Annotated in this window: 11 protein-coding genes and 1 pseudogene; 5 read left to right on the forward strand and 7 right to left on the reverse strand. The window is 70.5% G+C overall.

Annotated elements, in window-relative coordinates; genetic code table 11:
• Nucleotides 1-279: 279 nt before the first annotated feature.
• The gene (locus tag OG927_RS30320; RefSeq protein ID WP_330321123.1) at nt 280-1764 is read left to right on the forward strand and encodes a UDP-N-acetylmuramoyl-L-alanyl-D-glutamate--2,6-diaminopimelate ligase; all 1485 of its coding nucleotides are present in this window, start codon (nt 280-282) and stop codon (nt 1762-1764) included.
• 27 nt (nt 1765-1791) lie between these two features.
• Here the strand turns inward: OG927_RS30320 and OG927_RS30325 are convergent.
• A pseudogene (locus OG927_RS30325) lies at nt 1792-1994 on the reverse strand (hypothetical protein); the annotation flags it as partial.
• A gap of 195 nt (nt 1995-2189) precedes the next feature.
• On the opposite strand from OG927_RS30325, the gene OG927_RS30330 reads away from it, so the two are divergent.
• Nucleotides 2190-3701 carry a carboxylesterase/lipase family protein gene (locus OG927_RS30330; RefSeq protein ID WP_330321124.1) on the forward strand — a complete coding sequence of 504 codons (1512 nt, stop codon included), beginning with the start codon at nt 2190-2192 and terminating at the stop codon, nt 3699-3701.
• Between the two features lie 20 nt (nt 3702-3721).
• On the opposite strand, the gene OG927_RS30335 is transcribed toward OG927_RS30330, so the two are convergent.
• Nucleotides 3722-4750: an SCO7460 family lipoprotein gene (locus OG927_RS30335; protein ID WP_319103662.1), complete on the reverse strand. Its 1029-nt coding sequence runs from the start codon at nt 4748-4750 to the stop codon at nt 3722-3724.
• Nucleotides 4751-4999: 249 nt separating this feature from the next.
• On the opposite strand from OG927_RS30335, the gene OG927_RS30340 reads away from it, so the two are divergent.
• The 3 genes from OG927_RS30340 (at nt 5000) to OG927_RS30350 (ending at nt 9899) form a co-directional block, all read left to right on the forward strand.
• A complete protein-coding gene (locus OG927_RS30340) occupies nt 5000-6133 on the forward strand; it encodes a S1 family peptidase (RefSeq protein ID WP_124281571.1) in 1134 nt (377 codons plus the stop codon).
• Nucleotides 6134-6913: 780 nt separating this feature from the next.
• Nucleotides 6914-8029 carry a DUF1996 domain-containing protein gene (locus tag OG927_RS30345; RefSeq protein WP_056800189.1) on the forward strand — a complete coding sequence of 372 codons (1116 nt, stop codon included), beginning with the start codon at nt 6914-6916 and terminating at the stop codon, nt 8027-8029.
• A gap of 88 nt (nt 8030-8117) precedes the next feature.
• Nucleotides 8118-9899: a galactose-binding domain-containing protein gene (locus OG927_RS30350; protein WP_330321125.1), complete on the forward strand. Its 1782-nt coding sequence runs from the start codon at nt 8118-8120 to the stop codon at nt 9897-9899.
• A gap of 260 nt (nt 9900-10159) precedes the next feature.
• Here OG927_RS30350 and OG927_RS30355 read toward each other — a convergent pair whose 3' ends face one another.
• From OG927_RS30355 to OG927_RS30375, 5 genes are all read right to left on the reverse strand, one after another.
• The gene (locus OG927_RS30355; RefSeq protein ID WP_056800182.1) at nt 10160-10459 is read right to left on the reverse strand and encodes a UBP-type zinc finger domain-containing protein; all 300 of its coding nucleotides are present in this window, start codon (nt 10457-10459) and stop codon (nt 10160-10162) included.
• 503 nt (nt 10460-10962) lie between these two features.
• The gene (locus tag OG927_RS30360; RefSeq protein WP_056800178.1) at nt 10963-11340 is read right to left on the reverse strand and encodes a hypothetical protein; all 378 of its coding nucleotides are present in this window, start codon (nt 11338-11340) and stop codon (nt 10963-10965) included.
• A 131-nt stretch (nt 11341-11471) separates the two neighbouring features.
• Nucleotides 11472-12830, reverse strand: a complete 1359-nt coding sequence (locus OG927_RS30365; RefSeq protein WP_330321126.1) for a GH1 family beta-glucosidase — start codon at nt 12828-12830, stop codon at nt 11472-11474.
• 20 nt (nt 12831-12850) lie between these two features.
• Nucleotides 12851-13714 (reverse strand): carbohydrate ABC transporter permease, encoded by an 864-nt coding sequence (locus tag OG927_RS30370; RefSeq protein WP_079099429.1) that lies wholly within the window; start codon nt 13712-13714, stop codon nt 12851-12853.
• Nucleotides 13707-14714, reverse strand: a complete 1008-nt coding sequence (locus OG927_RS30375; protein ID WP_056800169.1) for a carbohydrate ABC transporter permease — start codon at nt 14712-14714, stop codon at nt 13707-13709. Before OG927_RS30375 ends, OG927_RS30370 begins: the two co-directional genes overlap by 8 nt.
• Nucleotides 14715-14719 lie beyond the last annotated feature (5 nt).

Genomic DNA, 14719 nt, shown 5'->3' on the forward strand with positions numbered 1-14719 from the left:
GTGGTCCCGGGACCTGCCTGCACCAGGCAGTCCTCGGCGCGCCCGCGAACTGCCGCACCGCCCTGCACGGGCACGGCTAGCGATCTTCAGCGGTTCCCGTGACCGGGGCACTGCCCCGTCCCGCTGACACTGCCGCCGTCCGGCGCGCGGCACCTCCACGCATCACCCGGCACATCGGGCATCGCACGCGCTCCACTTCACCACCGCAGCCCCGGCGTACCGCCGGCGCTGTGCTCCGGCGACGGCCGCCCGCGGCCCCAGCCCTTCGAAGGGATCAACTTGAAGCTGAGCGAGCTGCTGACCGGGGAGGCCCACCACACCCTCCGGGGCGACCCGGACACGACGCGGATCACCGCGGGGACGACCTTCGACGCGGACCGGGTCGTACCGGGATCGCTGTTCATCGCGGTGCCCGGGCACCTGGAGGGCGGCCCCGACGCGGTGGCGCCGGCCATCGCCCGGGGTGCGGCCGCCGTCGTCGTGGACGACAGCTGCGTACTGCCCACGGTGCAGGAGGGCGTCTGTGTCGTTCGCGTCCCGGACACCCGTACGGCGGCCGCGGTCCTCGCCTCGCGCTACTTCGGCGAGCCGGGACGGCAGATGGACGTGGTGGCCGTCACCGGCACCAACGGGAAGACCTCGGTCTCGTACATGGTCGAGTCCGTGCTGCGGATCTCCGAGGGCGTGAAGGCCGGGGTGATCGGCACGGCCGGCAGCCGGATCGGCGACGAGCTGATTCCGATGCCGCAGTCGGTGCTGACCACACCGGAATCACCCGACCTGCAGTACCTGTTGGGGTGCATGCGGGACCGCGGCGTGGGCAGCGTGGTGCTGGAGGCCACGTCGATGGGCCTGCTGACGCACCGGGTGGACCGCACCTTCGTCGACGTCGGGGTGTTCACCAATCTGAGCCAGGACCACCTGGACGACCACGGCACCATGGAGCACTACCGCGACGCCAAGCTCCGGCTCTTCCAGGGGTTGTGCCGACACGCCGTCGTCAACGCGGACGATCCCGTGGGCGCCTCCATCCGGACGATGATGCCCGGCGCGGTGACCACGTACGCGCTCGACACCGAGGCCGACTACCGGGCCACCGACCTGACCGTTGACGCCTCGGGCACCCGGTTCACCCTGCACCACGAAGGCCGCAAGTACCCGGCGGCGATCCCCTCACCGGGCAGGTTCTCGGTGGCCAACGCCCTCGCCACGGTCGCGGCCTGCCACCGGCTGGGCCACGACCTGGCCGGACTCGTCGCCGCGCTCGAACGGATGCCGCAGATCCCCGGCAGGTTCGAACGCCTGACGACGGCGCAGGGCACCTCAGTGATCGTGGACTACGCCCACTCCCCGGACTCCCTGGACAAGGTCCTCAGTACCATCCGGGGCTTCGCACGAGGCCGGGTCATCACCGTCTTCGGCTGCGGAGGGGACAGGGACACCACCAAACGGGCCGAGATGGGAACGATCGCCGGTACCTACTCCGACCTGTGCGTCCTCACCTCGGACAATCCGCGCCACGAGGACCCCGAGGCCATCCTGGACGACGTCGCCCCGGGCATCGAGGCGACCGGCACCCCGTTCGAACGGTGTGCCGACCGCCGCCGGGCGATCGGCTACGCCCTGTCCGAGGCAGGCCCGGACGACATCGTGCTGATCGCAGGCAAGGGCAGTGAGCCGCATCAGATCGTCGGCGACGAGCTGCGCCCGTTCAGCGACATGGCCACGGTGCGTGAATGTGCCCGGTCGACGGGCCTGCTGTAGGTCCCGGAGGGGCACACGCCCTCAGACGTCCCCGCAGCCGATACCGAGCACGAAGTGCTCCACCCCGGCGGTCCCCGGCGCCACCTCGGGCTCCATGAGGGCGCGGACGCCCGGTGCGGTGTGCAGGGCGATGGCCGTCCACACCCGCCGGACGCTGTCCTCCGGCACCCGTGCGCCCGTGGGTAGCGGTGCGCCTCGTCCGCACCGTCCACCTCGAAACGGCACCCGCTCGGAAGGGAACCGCCCGCCGGGGCCCGGGTCGTGGCACAACGGATCCACAGACGCGGACGGTCGGGTTCAGTGCCCGATTCACATCGGAAGTGCGTCAACGGGCGGGATCTCGGTGTTGGCCGGGACCCACCGCCCGGTGAAAGGGTGACACGGGGCCGACCGGAGGGCGGCGGCGGAGGATACGGGGGAGCGGGATGACGGTGTTCAGGACGAAGTCCGGAGCGGTCCGGGGGCGGCGGGCGGCACGTGACCCCGGAGTCGTCGCGCTGCTCGGCATCCCCTACGCGGCGCCGCCGTTCGGCACCCGCCGGTTCCGGGCCCCGCGCCCTGCCACAGCCTGGGACGGCATCAGGGACTGTGACGCGTTCGGTCCCGTCGCCCCCCAGTCGGCCGAACTGCCCGGCGCACCGGTCTGGTCACCGGGCGACGAGGACGTCCTCAGCCTCAACATCTGGACCCGGGGCGGTGCCGGCGACGCGCTTCCGGTGCTCGTGTGGATCCACGGGGGTGCTCACGTCTTCGGCTCCTCCGCGCAGCCGGACTTCGACGGCACCGCCCTGGCCGGACAGGGCCTCGTCGTCGTCACGCTCAACTACCGCCTCGGCTTCGAGGGGTTCGGTCGTGTCCCACCGGGCGGGGGCGGGGAGCCCTGCCCCGACAACCGCGGTCTGCTCGACCAGATCGCCGCCCTGGAGTGGGTGCGGGACAACATCGCGGCTTTCGGCGGCGCCACCGACAACGTGACCGTGGCAGGACAATCCTCCGGAGCGACCTCGGTCGCCTGCCTGATGGCGATGGACCGCGCGCGCGGCTTCTTCCGCCGTGCCATCGCCCACAGTGCCGTGAACGCCTGCGCCTCACCGGAATCAGCCGCGCGCACCACGCGGGAGGTGGCCGCCGCGGCGGGAGTTCCGGCCACGTACGACGGGCTCCTGTCCGTAGCCCCGAGCGCCCTCGTGGCGGCCTCGGACGCGGTGGCCGACGGCTACCGCCACGACCCCGCGTCCGGCCCGCGCCACTACGACCCGGCCGTCTACGGGCCGGTGGCGGGCGGTGACACGCTTCCCCTGGATCCGCTCACGGCGTCCGCGGCCGGCGTCGCGGCCGACGTGGACCTGCTGGTCTGTCACACCACCGAGGAGTACTGGCTGCTGGACGCCGTCGGCAGCAGCGCGAAGATCACCACCGAGGAGCAGCTCGCCGTCTTCGCGGCGGACTTCCAGCTGTCTCCCTCGCTGATGCACGCCCACCGCACGTCGATGCCGGGCGCTCCCGTACTCGATGTGTTCCTCGCCGTGTACGGGGACCTGCTGTTCGGCGAGTACAGCAGCAGGCTCGCCGAATCCCATGCCCGTGCCGGCGGCCGGGCCTTCCTCTCACGGTTCGCCCGGCAGCGCGGTGGCTCGGGGGAGCGGGTCAGGGCCTGGCACTGCGCGGACATCCCGTTCGCCTTCGGCAACCTCCACGAGGAGAGCGTCCACTTCCTCGTCGGAGGCCCGCCGGCTCCCGACGACCACGCCCTCTCGCAGCGCATGATGCGCGCCTGGGCCGACTTCGCCGCCGGCGGCGAGCCGGGCTGGCCGGCGATCGGTGGTTCCGCCGGTGCGGTCAGGATCTGGGACACGTCCGGTGCGGACACCACCGGCGCGGAGGCCGCGTTCCGTGCGGGGTGGCGTGTCGCCGGGCTTCCGTTGCTGGAGCCCTGACCGAGGCCGACGGCCCCGGGCTACAGCGGCGGCAGCCTGAGCGCGCCGCCGTCCTCACGGACATCACGTACGATCCGCAGTCCACCGACCGGATTGCCCCGTACGTCCGTGGTCACGACCACCGCGTGGTCGCCGAGGCACCGCTTCTTCCCGTCCGGGCGCTCGCAGAAGAGCACGTAGCCGGTCTGCCGGTCGACCGTGCCGGGCTCGAGCATCCACACCCCGGCGAAGACGTTCGTCCGCACCTGCGGATACGTGGCGCGCAGCTCCTCCCGCACCGCCTTCTCGACGGTCCGGCCGAACTCCCGCCTCAGCTCGAGCGGCCGGACGATCCGGGCGCGGCCCTTCGTGTCGACCCGGCCTCCGGCGATGTCGTACCCCACGGAGTAGTACGGGCGCTCGCCCAGGGATGCCAGCAGGCCGGAGTGGCTCAGACGCATCGCCGTGGGCCAGGAGGCCTTTCCGGTCTCGCGGCGCTCCGCCACCCCCGGGGAGACGAGCTTCACCGCCGCGCCGTTCTTCCTCGCGAGAGGCGACCCCGCGCCGCTCGTCGTCACCCAGCGCTGGACGCACCCGCCCACCTCGGCGATCACCTCGGTGACCGTGGAGTTCGTGGGCCGGACGGCGATGTAGGGAGCGCCTCCCGCGGGGTCGACCGCGATGACTTCGTGCCCGCACTCCGCGAAGGCACTCCTCATGACGCGCGAGTCCGCAGCCTCCGCCCTTCCCCGCGCGATCGCGGCACCCATCGCCTGTTCGCACGCACCGTAGGCGCAGGTCCCCTTCTCGGAATCGACGCTCAGGCGCACCACGGCGTCGCGGTCGTCCGTCACCGAGAACGTGATCTCCGACCCACCGGTTCCGGGGAAGAGGGTGCGGGCCCCGATGACCTCCAGCTGGCCGGGGAAGTGCTTCTCCGCCAGCTCCGCGGCCAGTCCGCGGTCCTCCTCGGTGCCGAGCACCCCGCAGGCGCCGAGCAGCAGTGCGAGGGAACCGGCCAGGGCGCCGGTGATCCCGGCCTTCAGCTGCCTACGGCGTGATCCGGCCATGGTCTGCTCCTCACGGTGTCCGCGACGTGTGTTTCCTGTGACAGTAGGACCGCTGACGGCATGTGGGATGAGTACGCCTACTCAACTGGACCGTCATTGGCATGGACCTGCCTTGCGAACTGGACTACAGTCCGTTGCTACTCGTTTGAGAGCGCTCTCAACGACTCTTCCCACCGCTCTCGGACGCTTTCTGTTCCACCCCCACGAAGCTGGAACAACAGAAGGGCCACTCCCTTGAGACACACCACGATGGTGCGGACCGGTCTGTCCGCGCTGCTCATCATCGGCACCTGGGCAACCGCCGGCATCTCCCAGGCCTCGGCTGCCGATTCCCCCTCGAAGTCCGAACCGAAGGCTTCCGCGGGCCTGCTCGCGGCGATGCAGAAGGACCTGGGGCTGACGAAGCGCCAGGCCGAGGCGAGGCTCACCGCCGAGACGAAGGCGACGGCCCTGCAGGGCGCCGCGAAGGGCGCGGCGGGAGCCTCGTTCGGCGGCTCCTGGTTCGACGCCGGCAGTGGCAAGCTCACGGTCGCCGTGACCGACGGCGCGAAGGCCGCCTCCGTCCGGGCGACCGGTGCGGACGTCCGCCTGGTCGACCACACGGCCCGGCAGCTCGACGCCGCCAAGGCCCGGATAGACGCGCTCGACGCGCCCAGCGGGGTGAGCAGTTGGCACGTCGACCCCCGGGCGAACAGTGTCGTGGTCGGCGTGGTCGCCTCCGAGCAGGGTGACAACGATGTCCGCGCATTCGTCGCGAAGGCCCGCAAGGCGGGCCCGGTCACGGTGAAGCACACCTCCGAGGCCCCGCAGACCTTCGCCGCCGGAACGGTCGGCGGCGACCCGTACTACACCGGCAACGTCCGTTGCTCCATCGGCTTCTCGGTACACGGCGGCTTCGTCACGGCCGGGCACTGCGGTCAGACGGGCGGGGCGGTCAGGGGCTGGGACGGCTCCGCCATCGGCAACTTCCAGGGTTCGTCCTTCCCGGAGAACGACTACGCCTGGGTGAACGTGGGCAGCGGCTGGTGGACCGTCCCGGTCGTCCTCGGCTGGGGCACGACCTCCGACCGCCTCGTCCGCGGCTCCAACGAGGCTCCGATCGGTGCCTCGATCTGCCGCTCCGGTTCCACCACGCACTGGCACTGCGGCAACGTTCTGGCCAAGAACGAGACCGTGAACTACAGCCAGGGCGCCGTCCGCCAGATGACCAAGACCAGCGTGTGCGCGGAGGGTGGCGACTCGGGCGGCTCCTTCATCAGTGGTGACCAGGCGCAGGGCGTCACCTCGGGTGGCTGGGGCAACTGCAGCAGCGGTGGCGAGACCTGGTACCAGCCCATCAACGAGATCCTCAACCGCTATGGGCTGACGCTTCACACCGCCTGACGCTCGACGGCGCTTCGACGCTCGAAAGCTCCGCACCGCACCGCGTTCCACACGGCATGACGCGTGATGGCGTCGGATCCTCGGTGATCCGGTGATCCGGTGATCCGGTGATCCGGTGATCCGGTGATCCGGCGTCGTGCGACCGGTCTGCCGCGACAGAAGGGTGGCCCCCTGTCGCGGCAGACCTCGTTGCTTGTTCGTCTCCTTGCTTTCCGTCGCCCCGCCCTCCTGGCCGGCCGCGTCCGAGCCCCACGCCGGCGCCCGCCCCCAGTGACCGCCCCGTGGTGCCGGGCGCAACCCGAACCCGGCCCCGTCCCCGGCTTGTTCCCGGTCGGCGGGACACGCCTGAGTGTCGTCCTCCAGCCTCCCGCAGCGGGTCCGGGGCATCTCTGCCGATGGCCCCCGCGCCGGACGTGCCTCCCGCCCCCGCGGCGCGCGCACGCGCCTCGGCCGGTACCGGGCGCGACCATGAAGCACGCGCCGCCCTCCGGGGAAGTCGGTCCGGCGCGCACCAGCCCGTGTCCGGGCTCTCCGCCTCACCACGACGGGAACTGCCCATGCACGGGGCACCGTTCACCGGCTATTGACATGTTCTCGGCGGCGGCGCAACACTGACACCGCTTCGGAGAGCGCTCTCCCGTTGTGCTTCCGGGGATGCCCGCAAGGGCCCCGGGCTGCGCGCCGCACCGAGCGGGCGGCCTTCGTGGTGCACCATCCAGCTCCACTCTCCCCCCACCGCGCGCCCGATGCGCGCGGACGCAGAGCGGCATGGAGGTCCGCATGGCCGAAAGATCCAGCAGAATCACCCTGGTGTCCGCACTGATCGTCGCGACAGCTCTGGCCCTCGTGGTCATGGGGCTCACGGCGGTCACGAACGCCGGCGCCAGAACCGCCGAGGCCGCCCCGCGGGCGGCCGGCCAAGGCGCGGCGGCGTCACCTGTCATGCAGGGGCACGTCATGGCGGCGGCCGATCCCGTCCCGTCGGGTGACGACCCGGACGGTGACGGATACATTCCGGCGAACCCGCCGGTGACCGGGGTCGAGCCGTCCGCCAGGATTCCCGCGCCGCGGTACTTCCACGAGTTCCAGGCGAACTGCTCGGTCGGCCACACCGGTTCGGTGGACCCGATCGTCTACCCGGGCCAGACCGGGAAGTCCCACAACCACACCTTCATGGGCAACGACACCACGGACGAGAACAGCACCACCGCCTCGCTCGGCGCGGGCGGCACCGCCTGCAAGGCACCCGGTGACCTGTCCGCGTACTGGATGCCGACCCTCTACGACGGAGACCGGGAGGTGCGCCCGGTCGGCCCTCAGACCATCTACTACAAGGCGGGGGTGACCGACTACACGAGCGTCCGGCCGTTCCCCAAGGGGCTGCGGTTCGTCGTCGGCAGTCCTACCCAGACGGCGGAGCAGTTCCGCAACCATCCGGGCAAGGTCGAGGGATGGGAGTGCGGGGAGAGCTACAACAACTTCGATTTCCCCGCGAGTTGCCCGACCCGCCCGGACGTCCAGCTCAACCTCCGTATGCAGGCGCCGAGCTGCTGGGACGGGAAGTACCTGGACACCCCCGATCACCAGGCGCACATGGCCTACCCGCGGGCTCAGGGAGCCAATCAGAACGTGTGCCCGCCCAGCCATCCGGTCGCCCTGCCGATGATCGAGTTCAAGATGGCCTGGCCGGTCAACGGTGACATGTCGCAGGTGAGGCTGGCCAGCGGCACCGGTCACTCCTTCCACTACGACTTCTTCAACGCCTGGGACGACGCCACGCTGGGCGCCATGGTCGAGCACTGCGTGGTCGGCGGCCTCCAGTGCGACGCCCGGGGGTACGACCAGAACCACCCCGGAGAGGGCGCCGCCCTCGACGAGAACTACGAACTGCCCTGACCTCCTGCGTCTCTCCCTCATGGGTGCCGTGCGCCCATGAGGGAGAGCGCTCTCCATCCACGATCCCCCCACGAGGAGCTACCGCCCCATGAACATCCCACGTCTCGTCCCGTCGGTCGCCGGCGGTCGAAGTCGCGTCCGCGGACGTACCACCGCACGCCTCGCCGTTGCCGCCCTCGTCGTCGCCGGCGCGGCCGTCCTGCCCGCGCCCGCCGCCCAAGCTGCCGGAAGCGTGGTGAAGGTCGAGGGAACACAGGGCGCCTGGCGGCTGACCGTCGACGGGGCGCCGTACACGGTCAAAGGGCTGACCTGGGGTCCGGCCGTCGCCGACGCCGGCCGGTACATGCCGGACGTCAGATCGATGGGCGTCAACACCATCCGTACGTGGGGCACCGATGCCACGACGAAGCCGCTGCTCGACAGCGCCGCCGAACACGGGATCAAGGTCGTCGCCGGCTTCTGGCTCCAGCCCGGCGGTGGCCCGGGCAGCGGCGGGTGCGTCAACTACCTGACGGACACCGCGTACAAGAACAACATGCTCGCCGAGTTCCCCAAGTGGGTGGAGACCTACAAGGACCACCCGGGCGTCCTGATGTGGAACGTCGGCAACGAGTCCGTGCTCGGTCTGCAGAACTGCTACAGCGGCGAGGCCCTGGAGCAACAGCGCAACGCGTACACGACGTTCGTCAACGACATCACGAAGAAGATCCACGCGGTCGACTCCCACCACCCCGTCACCTCGACCGACGCCTGGACCGGTGCCTGGCCGTACTACAAGAGGAACGCCCCGGACCTCGACCTGTACGCCGTGAACTCCTACGGCGCCGTCTGCGACATCGAGCAGACGTGGAAGGACGGCGGCTTCGACAAGCCCTACATCGTGACCGAGGGCGGGCCCGCCGGTGAGTGGGAGGTCCCGGACGACGCCCACGGCGTACCGGACGAGCCGTCCGACGTGGCCAAGGCCGACGGCTACCGGCGGGCATGGCAGTGCGTCACGGGCCACGCCGGAGTGGCGCTGGGGGCGACACTCTTCCACTACGGCACCGAGTACGACTTCGGCGGCGTCTGGTTCAACCTGCTTCCGGCCGGCCAGAAGCGGCTGTCGTACTACGCGGTCAAGGAGGCCTACGGAGCGGACACCGCGCGCGACAACACACCACCCGTGATCTCGGGCATGACGGTCGACAACGACTCCGCGGTCCAGGCGGGCAAGCCGTTCACCTTCAGGGCGTCCGTCTCGGATCCGGACGGTGACGCGCTCACCCACCAGGTGCTCCTCGGCAGCAGGTACGTCGACGACAGCGGGCAGCTGACGGACGTCCGGTTCACGGACAGGGGAAGGGGCACCTTCGAGGTCACCGCACCGGACCGGCTCGGTGTCTGGAAGGTCTACCTCAAGACGTCGGACGGCAAGGGCAACGTCGGCATCGAGACGAAGTCCTTCGAGGTCGTGCCTCCGCAGGTCGGCGGAACCAACGTGGCAGCGGGGAAGCAGGCCGCCGCGTCCAGCTACCAGCCGGGCAGCGTCGGCTGCCCCTGCCCCGCGGGCAACGCCGTCGACGGCTCCTTCGACACCCGCTGGGCGAGCGACTGGTCCGACCGGCAGTGGCTGCAGGTGGACCTCGGAGCGAAGACCGCTTTCGACCACGTGCAGTTGGCCTGGGAGGCCGCGTACGCCAAGGGCTACACCGTGCAGACCTCGGACAACAGCCAGGACTGGACCACTGTGCACACCGTCACCGACGGCAACGGCGGAATCGATGACATCGACGTCGCGGGCAACGCGCGCTACGTGCGGGTGAGCACCTCGGTCCGCGGCACCCCCTGGGGCTACTCGCTCTACGAGTTCGGCGTCTACCGGCACTGACCGCTCGCAGGACCCGCCGCGCAGTCCCGCTCCCCGCTGTCGGTGCGACGGGAAGTCCGCGGCGGACCAGGGAAACCATGGTCCGCCGCGGACCCTCTCGTCGTGTAGTCGCTCTCCTGCCCGGGCACTCCGCAGGGACGGGGCATACCGGCTCCACTTCGCCTGTTGCACCGCACCGCACCGCACGGCGCAGTGCCGCACCGCACGTGTGAGCGACGGCTGAGCGGCGCTCCCGCTCAGCGAGGGCCACGCCGTCACATTCAGGGATTCCGGGCGGGCTGCGTCCCCTCGATCTCGAAGGAGACCTTGTCCTCGAAGCACCACCACCACGTCTCACCCGGCTCGTAGGAGCGGATGAGCGGGTGGCCGGTCGAGGTGTGGTGAGCGGTCGCGTGCTGGTTCAGGGAGGAGTCGCAGCAGCCGATGTGTCCGCAGGTCTGGCATTGCCGCAGATGTACCCAGGTGTCTCCCCGTGCGACGCATTCCGGGCAGGAGTCCGCACTGTCCGGGGTGACGCTCCGCACCTGGTCGAGGTGGCCGCAGATGGGCTCGCCCGTCATGGTGGACCCTCCTTCGAGTCGGTCACGGTCCCCGAGGGGATCCGCCCGGGGCCGCGTCGGTCCGGCAGCCGCCGCCGCTGCCGGAGTTCCCGCATCGACCGGCCGCGCCGGCGTCCACCGGGGCCCGTAACGGGCAGCGGCACCTCCTCCACCTTCCCACCGGGCAGCCGCCTGTCAACCGATGGCCGGCGCGGCCCCGTCGTTCCGGCAGGGACCCGTCCATCCGGACAGGGGCAGGGCCCTCGTCCATCCGGACAGCGGCCGCAAGGACGCCGGTGCGATCCGCGGGACGTCCCACGCCGGACTGCCACGGGGACACGCGTGTCCGCGACACCGGCGCGCCGCCCGTCCACCTCGGTCGCAACGCCGTCGCGCCGCTCGTGCCCGTCGGGCGCGCGACCACGCGGGGCCGGGTGAGCGCTCCACACCGCCCGCGCGGCCCACGGCCGCCGGGGGCCCCGTGCGATGTGGACCGGGCTCGTGCGCCCCGTTGCGCACCGACCCTAGAGCGAGTCTTCGGGGCCGTCGTCGTCGGCGCTCAGCTCCTCGGCGCGCAGCGCCAGGTCCTGGAGCACGTCGGAGGAGGTCACGTCCTGCTGCCCGGAGTCGTGGATCTGCGCGAGTGCGATGAAGGCCAGGGTGAACGCACCGACCAGTTGTTCGACGGCGCCGCCGACCTCCCGGCCCACGAGCGCGGCCATCTCCTCGACGGTCGCGTCACCGGGAATGGCGATGTGGGGCATCGTTTCATTGAGCAGACTCGTCACGATGCTGCCGTCCGCCTCCGCGGCGCCCCCGTCGTCCTCCACGGCCTGGCGCTGCATCTCGCTCGCCTCCGTGAGGATGCCGATCACTCGCTTGAGGACTTCGCTCTGCTCCATACGGTGAGCATATGTGCCGGGGCCCTCCCCTCCTGATCAATGCGGAGGGGACGTGCGACGGCAGGCGCCCCCGGACGCCGGCATGTGGGGATGCCGCGCCGGGGGTTCGGGCCGTCGCCCGGGGGAGGGGCTCAGGCCGCCTTGCGGGGCCTGCCGCCCGAGGTCTCACGGATCAGTTCCGCGTAGCGCCGGCCGCTGCTCTTGATGGTCCGGCGCTGGGTTGCGTAGTCGACGTGCACCAGGCCGAAGCGCTTGTCGTAGCCGTACGCCCACTCGAAGTTGTCCAGCAGCGACCAGGCGAAGTAGCCCGCCAGCGGCGCGCCCCCGCGGACCGCGCGGGCACAGGCGGCCAGGTGCTCCTCCAGGTACCGCGTGCGCTCCGGGTCGTGCACCGAACCGTCGTCCCGGACGACGTCCTGGTAGGCGGAGCCGTTCTCGGTGACGTAGATCCGCCGGGCGCCGTACTCCTCCGTGAGGCGCAGCAGCAGTTGCTCCATGCCGTCCGAGTGGACCTCCCAGTCCATGTGGGTGCGCCGGACGCCGGGCAGGTACACCTGCTTGGCGTGCGGGACGGGTCCGTGCGGGTCCGCGGTGACGACCTGCCGGAAGTAGTAGTTCAGCCCGAGCCAGTCGAGCGGAGCCGCGATGGCCTCCATGTCGCCATTTCGTACGGGCAGTTCGACCCCGTACAGGTCGACCATGTCCTGCGGGTACCCGCGGCCGTGGATCGGGTCCAGCCACCAGCGGTTGACATGTCCGTCGGCACGGACCGCGGCCGCGCGGTCGGCGTCGCTGGCGCTCGCCGGCTCGATCGGGCTGAGGTTGTTGACGATGCCGACACGGGCGTCCGGGGACTGGGCCCGGATGGCCCGCACCGCCAGACCGTGGCCGAGGTGGAGGTGGTACGAGGCACGGACGGCGGCCGTGAGGTCCGTCAGACCCGGTGCCATCCTCCCTTCCAGGTGGCCGATCCACGCGGAGCAGAGCGGCTCGTTGAGGGTGGCCCAGTCCTTCACCCGGTCGCCGAGACGCTCGACGACGACGGAGGCGTACGCCGCGAAGTGCTCGGCGGTCTCCCGCACGGTCCAGCCGCCGCGGTCCTGGAGCGCCTGCGGCAGGTCCCAGTGGTAGAGCGTCGCGAACGGGGTGATCCCGGCGTCCAGGAGGCCGTCCACGAGCCGGTCGTAGAAGTCGAGGCCCGCCTTGTTCACGGGGCCGTCGCCGCCCGGCACGATCCGCGGCCAGGCGACCGAGAAGCGGTAGGCGTCCGCGCCCAGTTGCCCGATCAGGCCGATGTCCTCGGGGACCCGGTGGTAGTGGTCGCAGGCCACGTCGCCGGTGTCGCCGTTGTCCACGGTGCCGGGGGTGTGCGAGAACGTGTCCCAGATCGAGGGGGAGCGGCCGTCCTCGGTCACGGCTCCCTCGATCTGGTACGCCGCCGTGGCGACCCCCCAGGTGAAATCGGCCGGGAGGGAGTTGAGGTCGTTCACTGACTGCCTTTCCTTGTCGGTCACTTGACGGCCCCCGCGGTGAGCCCGGCGACCAGGTAGCGCTGCAGGAGGAGGAATCCCGCGACGACGGGCACACTGACGACGAGCGAGGCGGCCATGACCTGGTTCCAGTACACGTCGTTCTGGGTGGCGTATCCCTGGAGCCCCACGGCCAGGGTGCGGGTGGCGTCGTTGGTCATCACGGAGGCGAAGAGCACCTCGCCCCAGGCCGTCATGAACGCGTACACGGACACGGCGACGATCCCCGGGACCGCGGCCGGCACGACGACCCGGAACAGGGCCCTGATCGGGCCGCAGCCGTCCACCATGGCGGCCTCGTCCAGGTCCTTCGGGATGGAGTCGAAGTAGCCGATCAGCATCCAGATGGAGAAGGGGAGGGAGAACGTCAGGTACGTGAGGATGAGCCCGCCGCGCGAGCCGTACAGGGCGAGGCCGGTGCTGTTGCCGATGTTGACGAAGATCAGGAACAGCGGGAGCAGGAAGAGGATCCCCGGGAACATCTGTGTGGAGAGCACCGTGACGGTGAAGACCCGCTTGCCGCGGAAGCTGTAGCGGCTCACGGCATAGGCCGAGAACACCGCGATGACCACCGAGAGGACCGTCGCGGAACCCGCCACGATCAGCGAGTTCACGAAGTACTCGGCGAGCGGGACGGTCTCCCAGATGTCGAAGTACGGCTGGACGGTCAGCCTGGTCGGGACCCACTGGAACTTCCCCGACACGTCCTGGAGCGGCTTCAGCGAACTGCTGATCATGACGTACACGGGCAGCAGGACGAAGCCGGCGAGCAGGGTCAGGACGACGCGGCGGGTCCAGAGGAAGGACTGCGGCGCGGCCATGGGGGACCGGGCGGGGCTAGGCATCGGCGCCCCTCCTTCCGCGTGAGGTGAGGAACAGGTAGACGGCCGTCACGACGAGCAGGAAGAGGAGCAGCAGGACGGACATCGCGGAGCCGCTGCCGAAGTTCCAGGTGACGAACGACGACTGGTAGATGTGGATCGAGATCAGGTCGGCGTTCTCCGGAGCCGACTTGCCGAACAGCACGTACGGCGTGTTGAAGTCGTTGAACGTCCAGAGGAACAGGACGAGCACCAGGACCTGGTTGACGGGCCGGAGTGAGGGCAGCGTGATCCTGCGGATCTGCTGCCAGATACCGGCGCCGTCGATGGAGGCGGCCTCGTACAGCTCGCGCGGGATGTTCTGCAGCGCGGCCATCAGCATGAGGAAGGCGAACGGCCAGCCCTTCCAGACCGACACGATGATCAGGGCGTAGATGCTGTTGTCGCCGATCAGCCAGAACGACGGCTGGTCGGTCAGCCCGAGCTGGTCATGGAGGACGTGGTTCACCAGCCCGTTGTCCCGCTGGAACATGAAGGCCCAGGTGATGACCGCCGCGTAGACCGGCAGGGCGTACGGGACGAGGAAGACCGCCCGCAGGAAGCCCCGGCCGCGGAAGTTCTCCTGCAGCATGATCGCCGCGGCGACGCCGAACAGCCAGGACAGGCCGACGGCGAAGAAGGTGAAGACACAGGTGACGAGGAACGAGTGGAGCAGCGCCTCGCCGATCGGGGCGTTGAAGTCGACGGCGATGCTGTAGTTGTCGAGGCCGGTCCAGGGCGCCCCGCCCCAGTTGTTGATGTAGAACTGCGTGAGCTGACGGAAGCTCATCACGATCCCGATGATCATCGGGATGAGGTGGATCAGGAGTTCGAGCAGTACGGCGGGGAGCAGCAGGAGATAGGGCAGTCCGCCGCGGCGGATCCGGTCGGGGATGCGCGGCAGTCTCCTGCGCGCACCCCCGGTGCCCGTGCTCCTCTCCCTGTCCGACTCGGCGGCCCGGGGATCGGTGGTCACGGCGGTCATGAAGA

It is taken from the genome of Streptomyces clavifer (assembly GCF_036345975.1).
GTDB classification, from domain to species: domain Bacteria; phylum Actinomycetota; class Actinomycetes; order Streptomycetales; family Streptomycetaceae; genus Streptomyces; species Streptomyces clavifer.

Excerpts from the sequence above, each read along its gene's own strand:
- OG927_RS30340 (WP_124281571.1), top strand. The coding sequence starts at position 5,000 with ATGGTGCGGACCGGTCTGTCCGCGCTGCTCATCATCGGCACCTGGGCA.
- OG927_RS30335 (WP_319103662.1), bottom strand. The coding sequence starts at position 4,750 with ATGGCCGGATCACGCCGTAGGCAGCTGAAGGCCGGGATCACCGGCGCC.
- OG927_RS30360 (WP_056800178.1), bottom strand. The coding sequence starts at position 11,340 with ATGGAGCAGAGCGAAGTCCTCAAGCGAGTGATCGGCATCCTCACGGAG.
- OG927_RS30350 (WP_330321125.1), top strand. The coding sequence starts at position 8,118 with ATGAACATCCCACGTCTCGTCCCGTCGGTCGCCGGCGGTCGAAGTCGC.
- OG927_RS30375 (WP_056800169.1), bottom strand. The coding sequence starts at position 14,714 with ATGACCGCCGTGACCACCGATCCCCGGGCCGCCGAGTCGGACAGGGAG.
- OG927_RS30355 (WP_056800182.1), bottom strand. The coding sequence starts at position 10,459 with ATGACGGGCGAGCCCATCTGCGGCCACCTCGACCAGGTGCGGAGCGTC.
- OG927_RS30345 (WP_056800189.1), top strand. The coding sequence starts at position 6,914 with ATGGCCGAAAGATCCAGCAGAATCACCCTGGTGTCCGCACTGATCGTC.
- OG927_RS30370 (WP_079099429.1), bottom strand. The coding sequence starts at position 13,714 with ATGCCTAGCCCCGCCCGGTCCCCCATGGCCGCGCCGCAGTCCTTCCTC.
- OG927_RS30330 (WP_330321124.1), top strand. The coding sequence starts at position 2,190 with ATGACGGTGTTCAGGACGAAGTCCGGAGCGGTCCGGGGGCGGCGGGCG.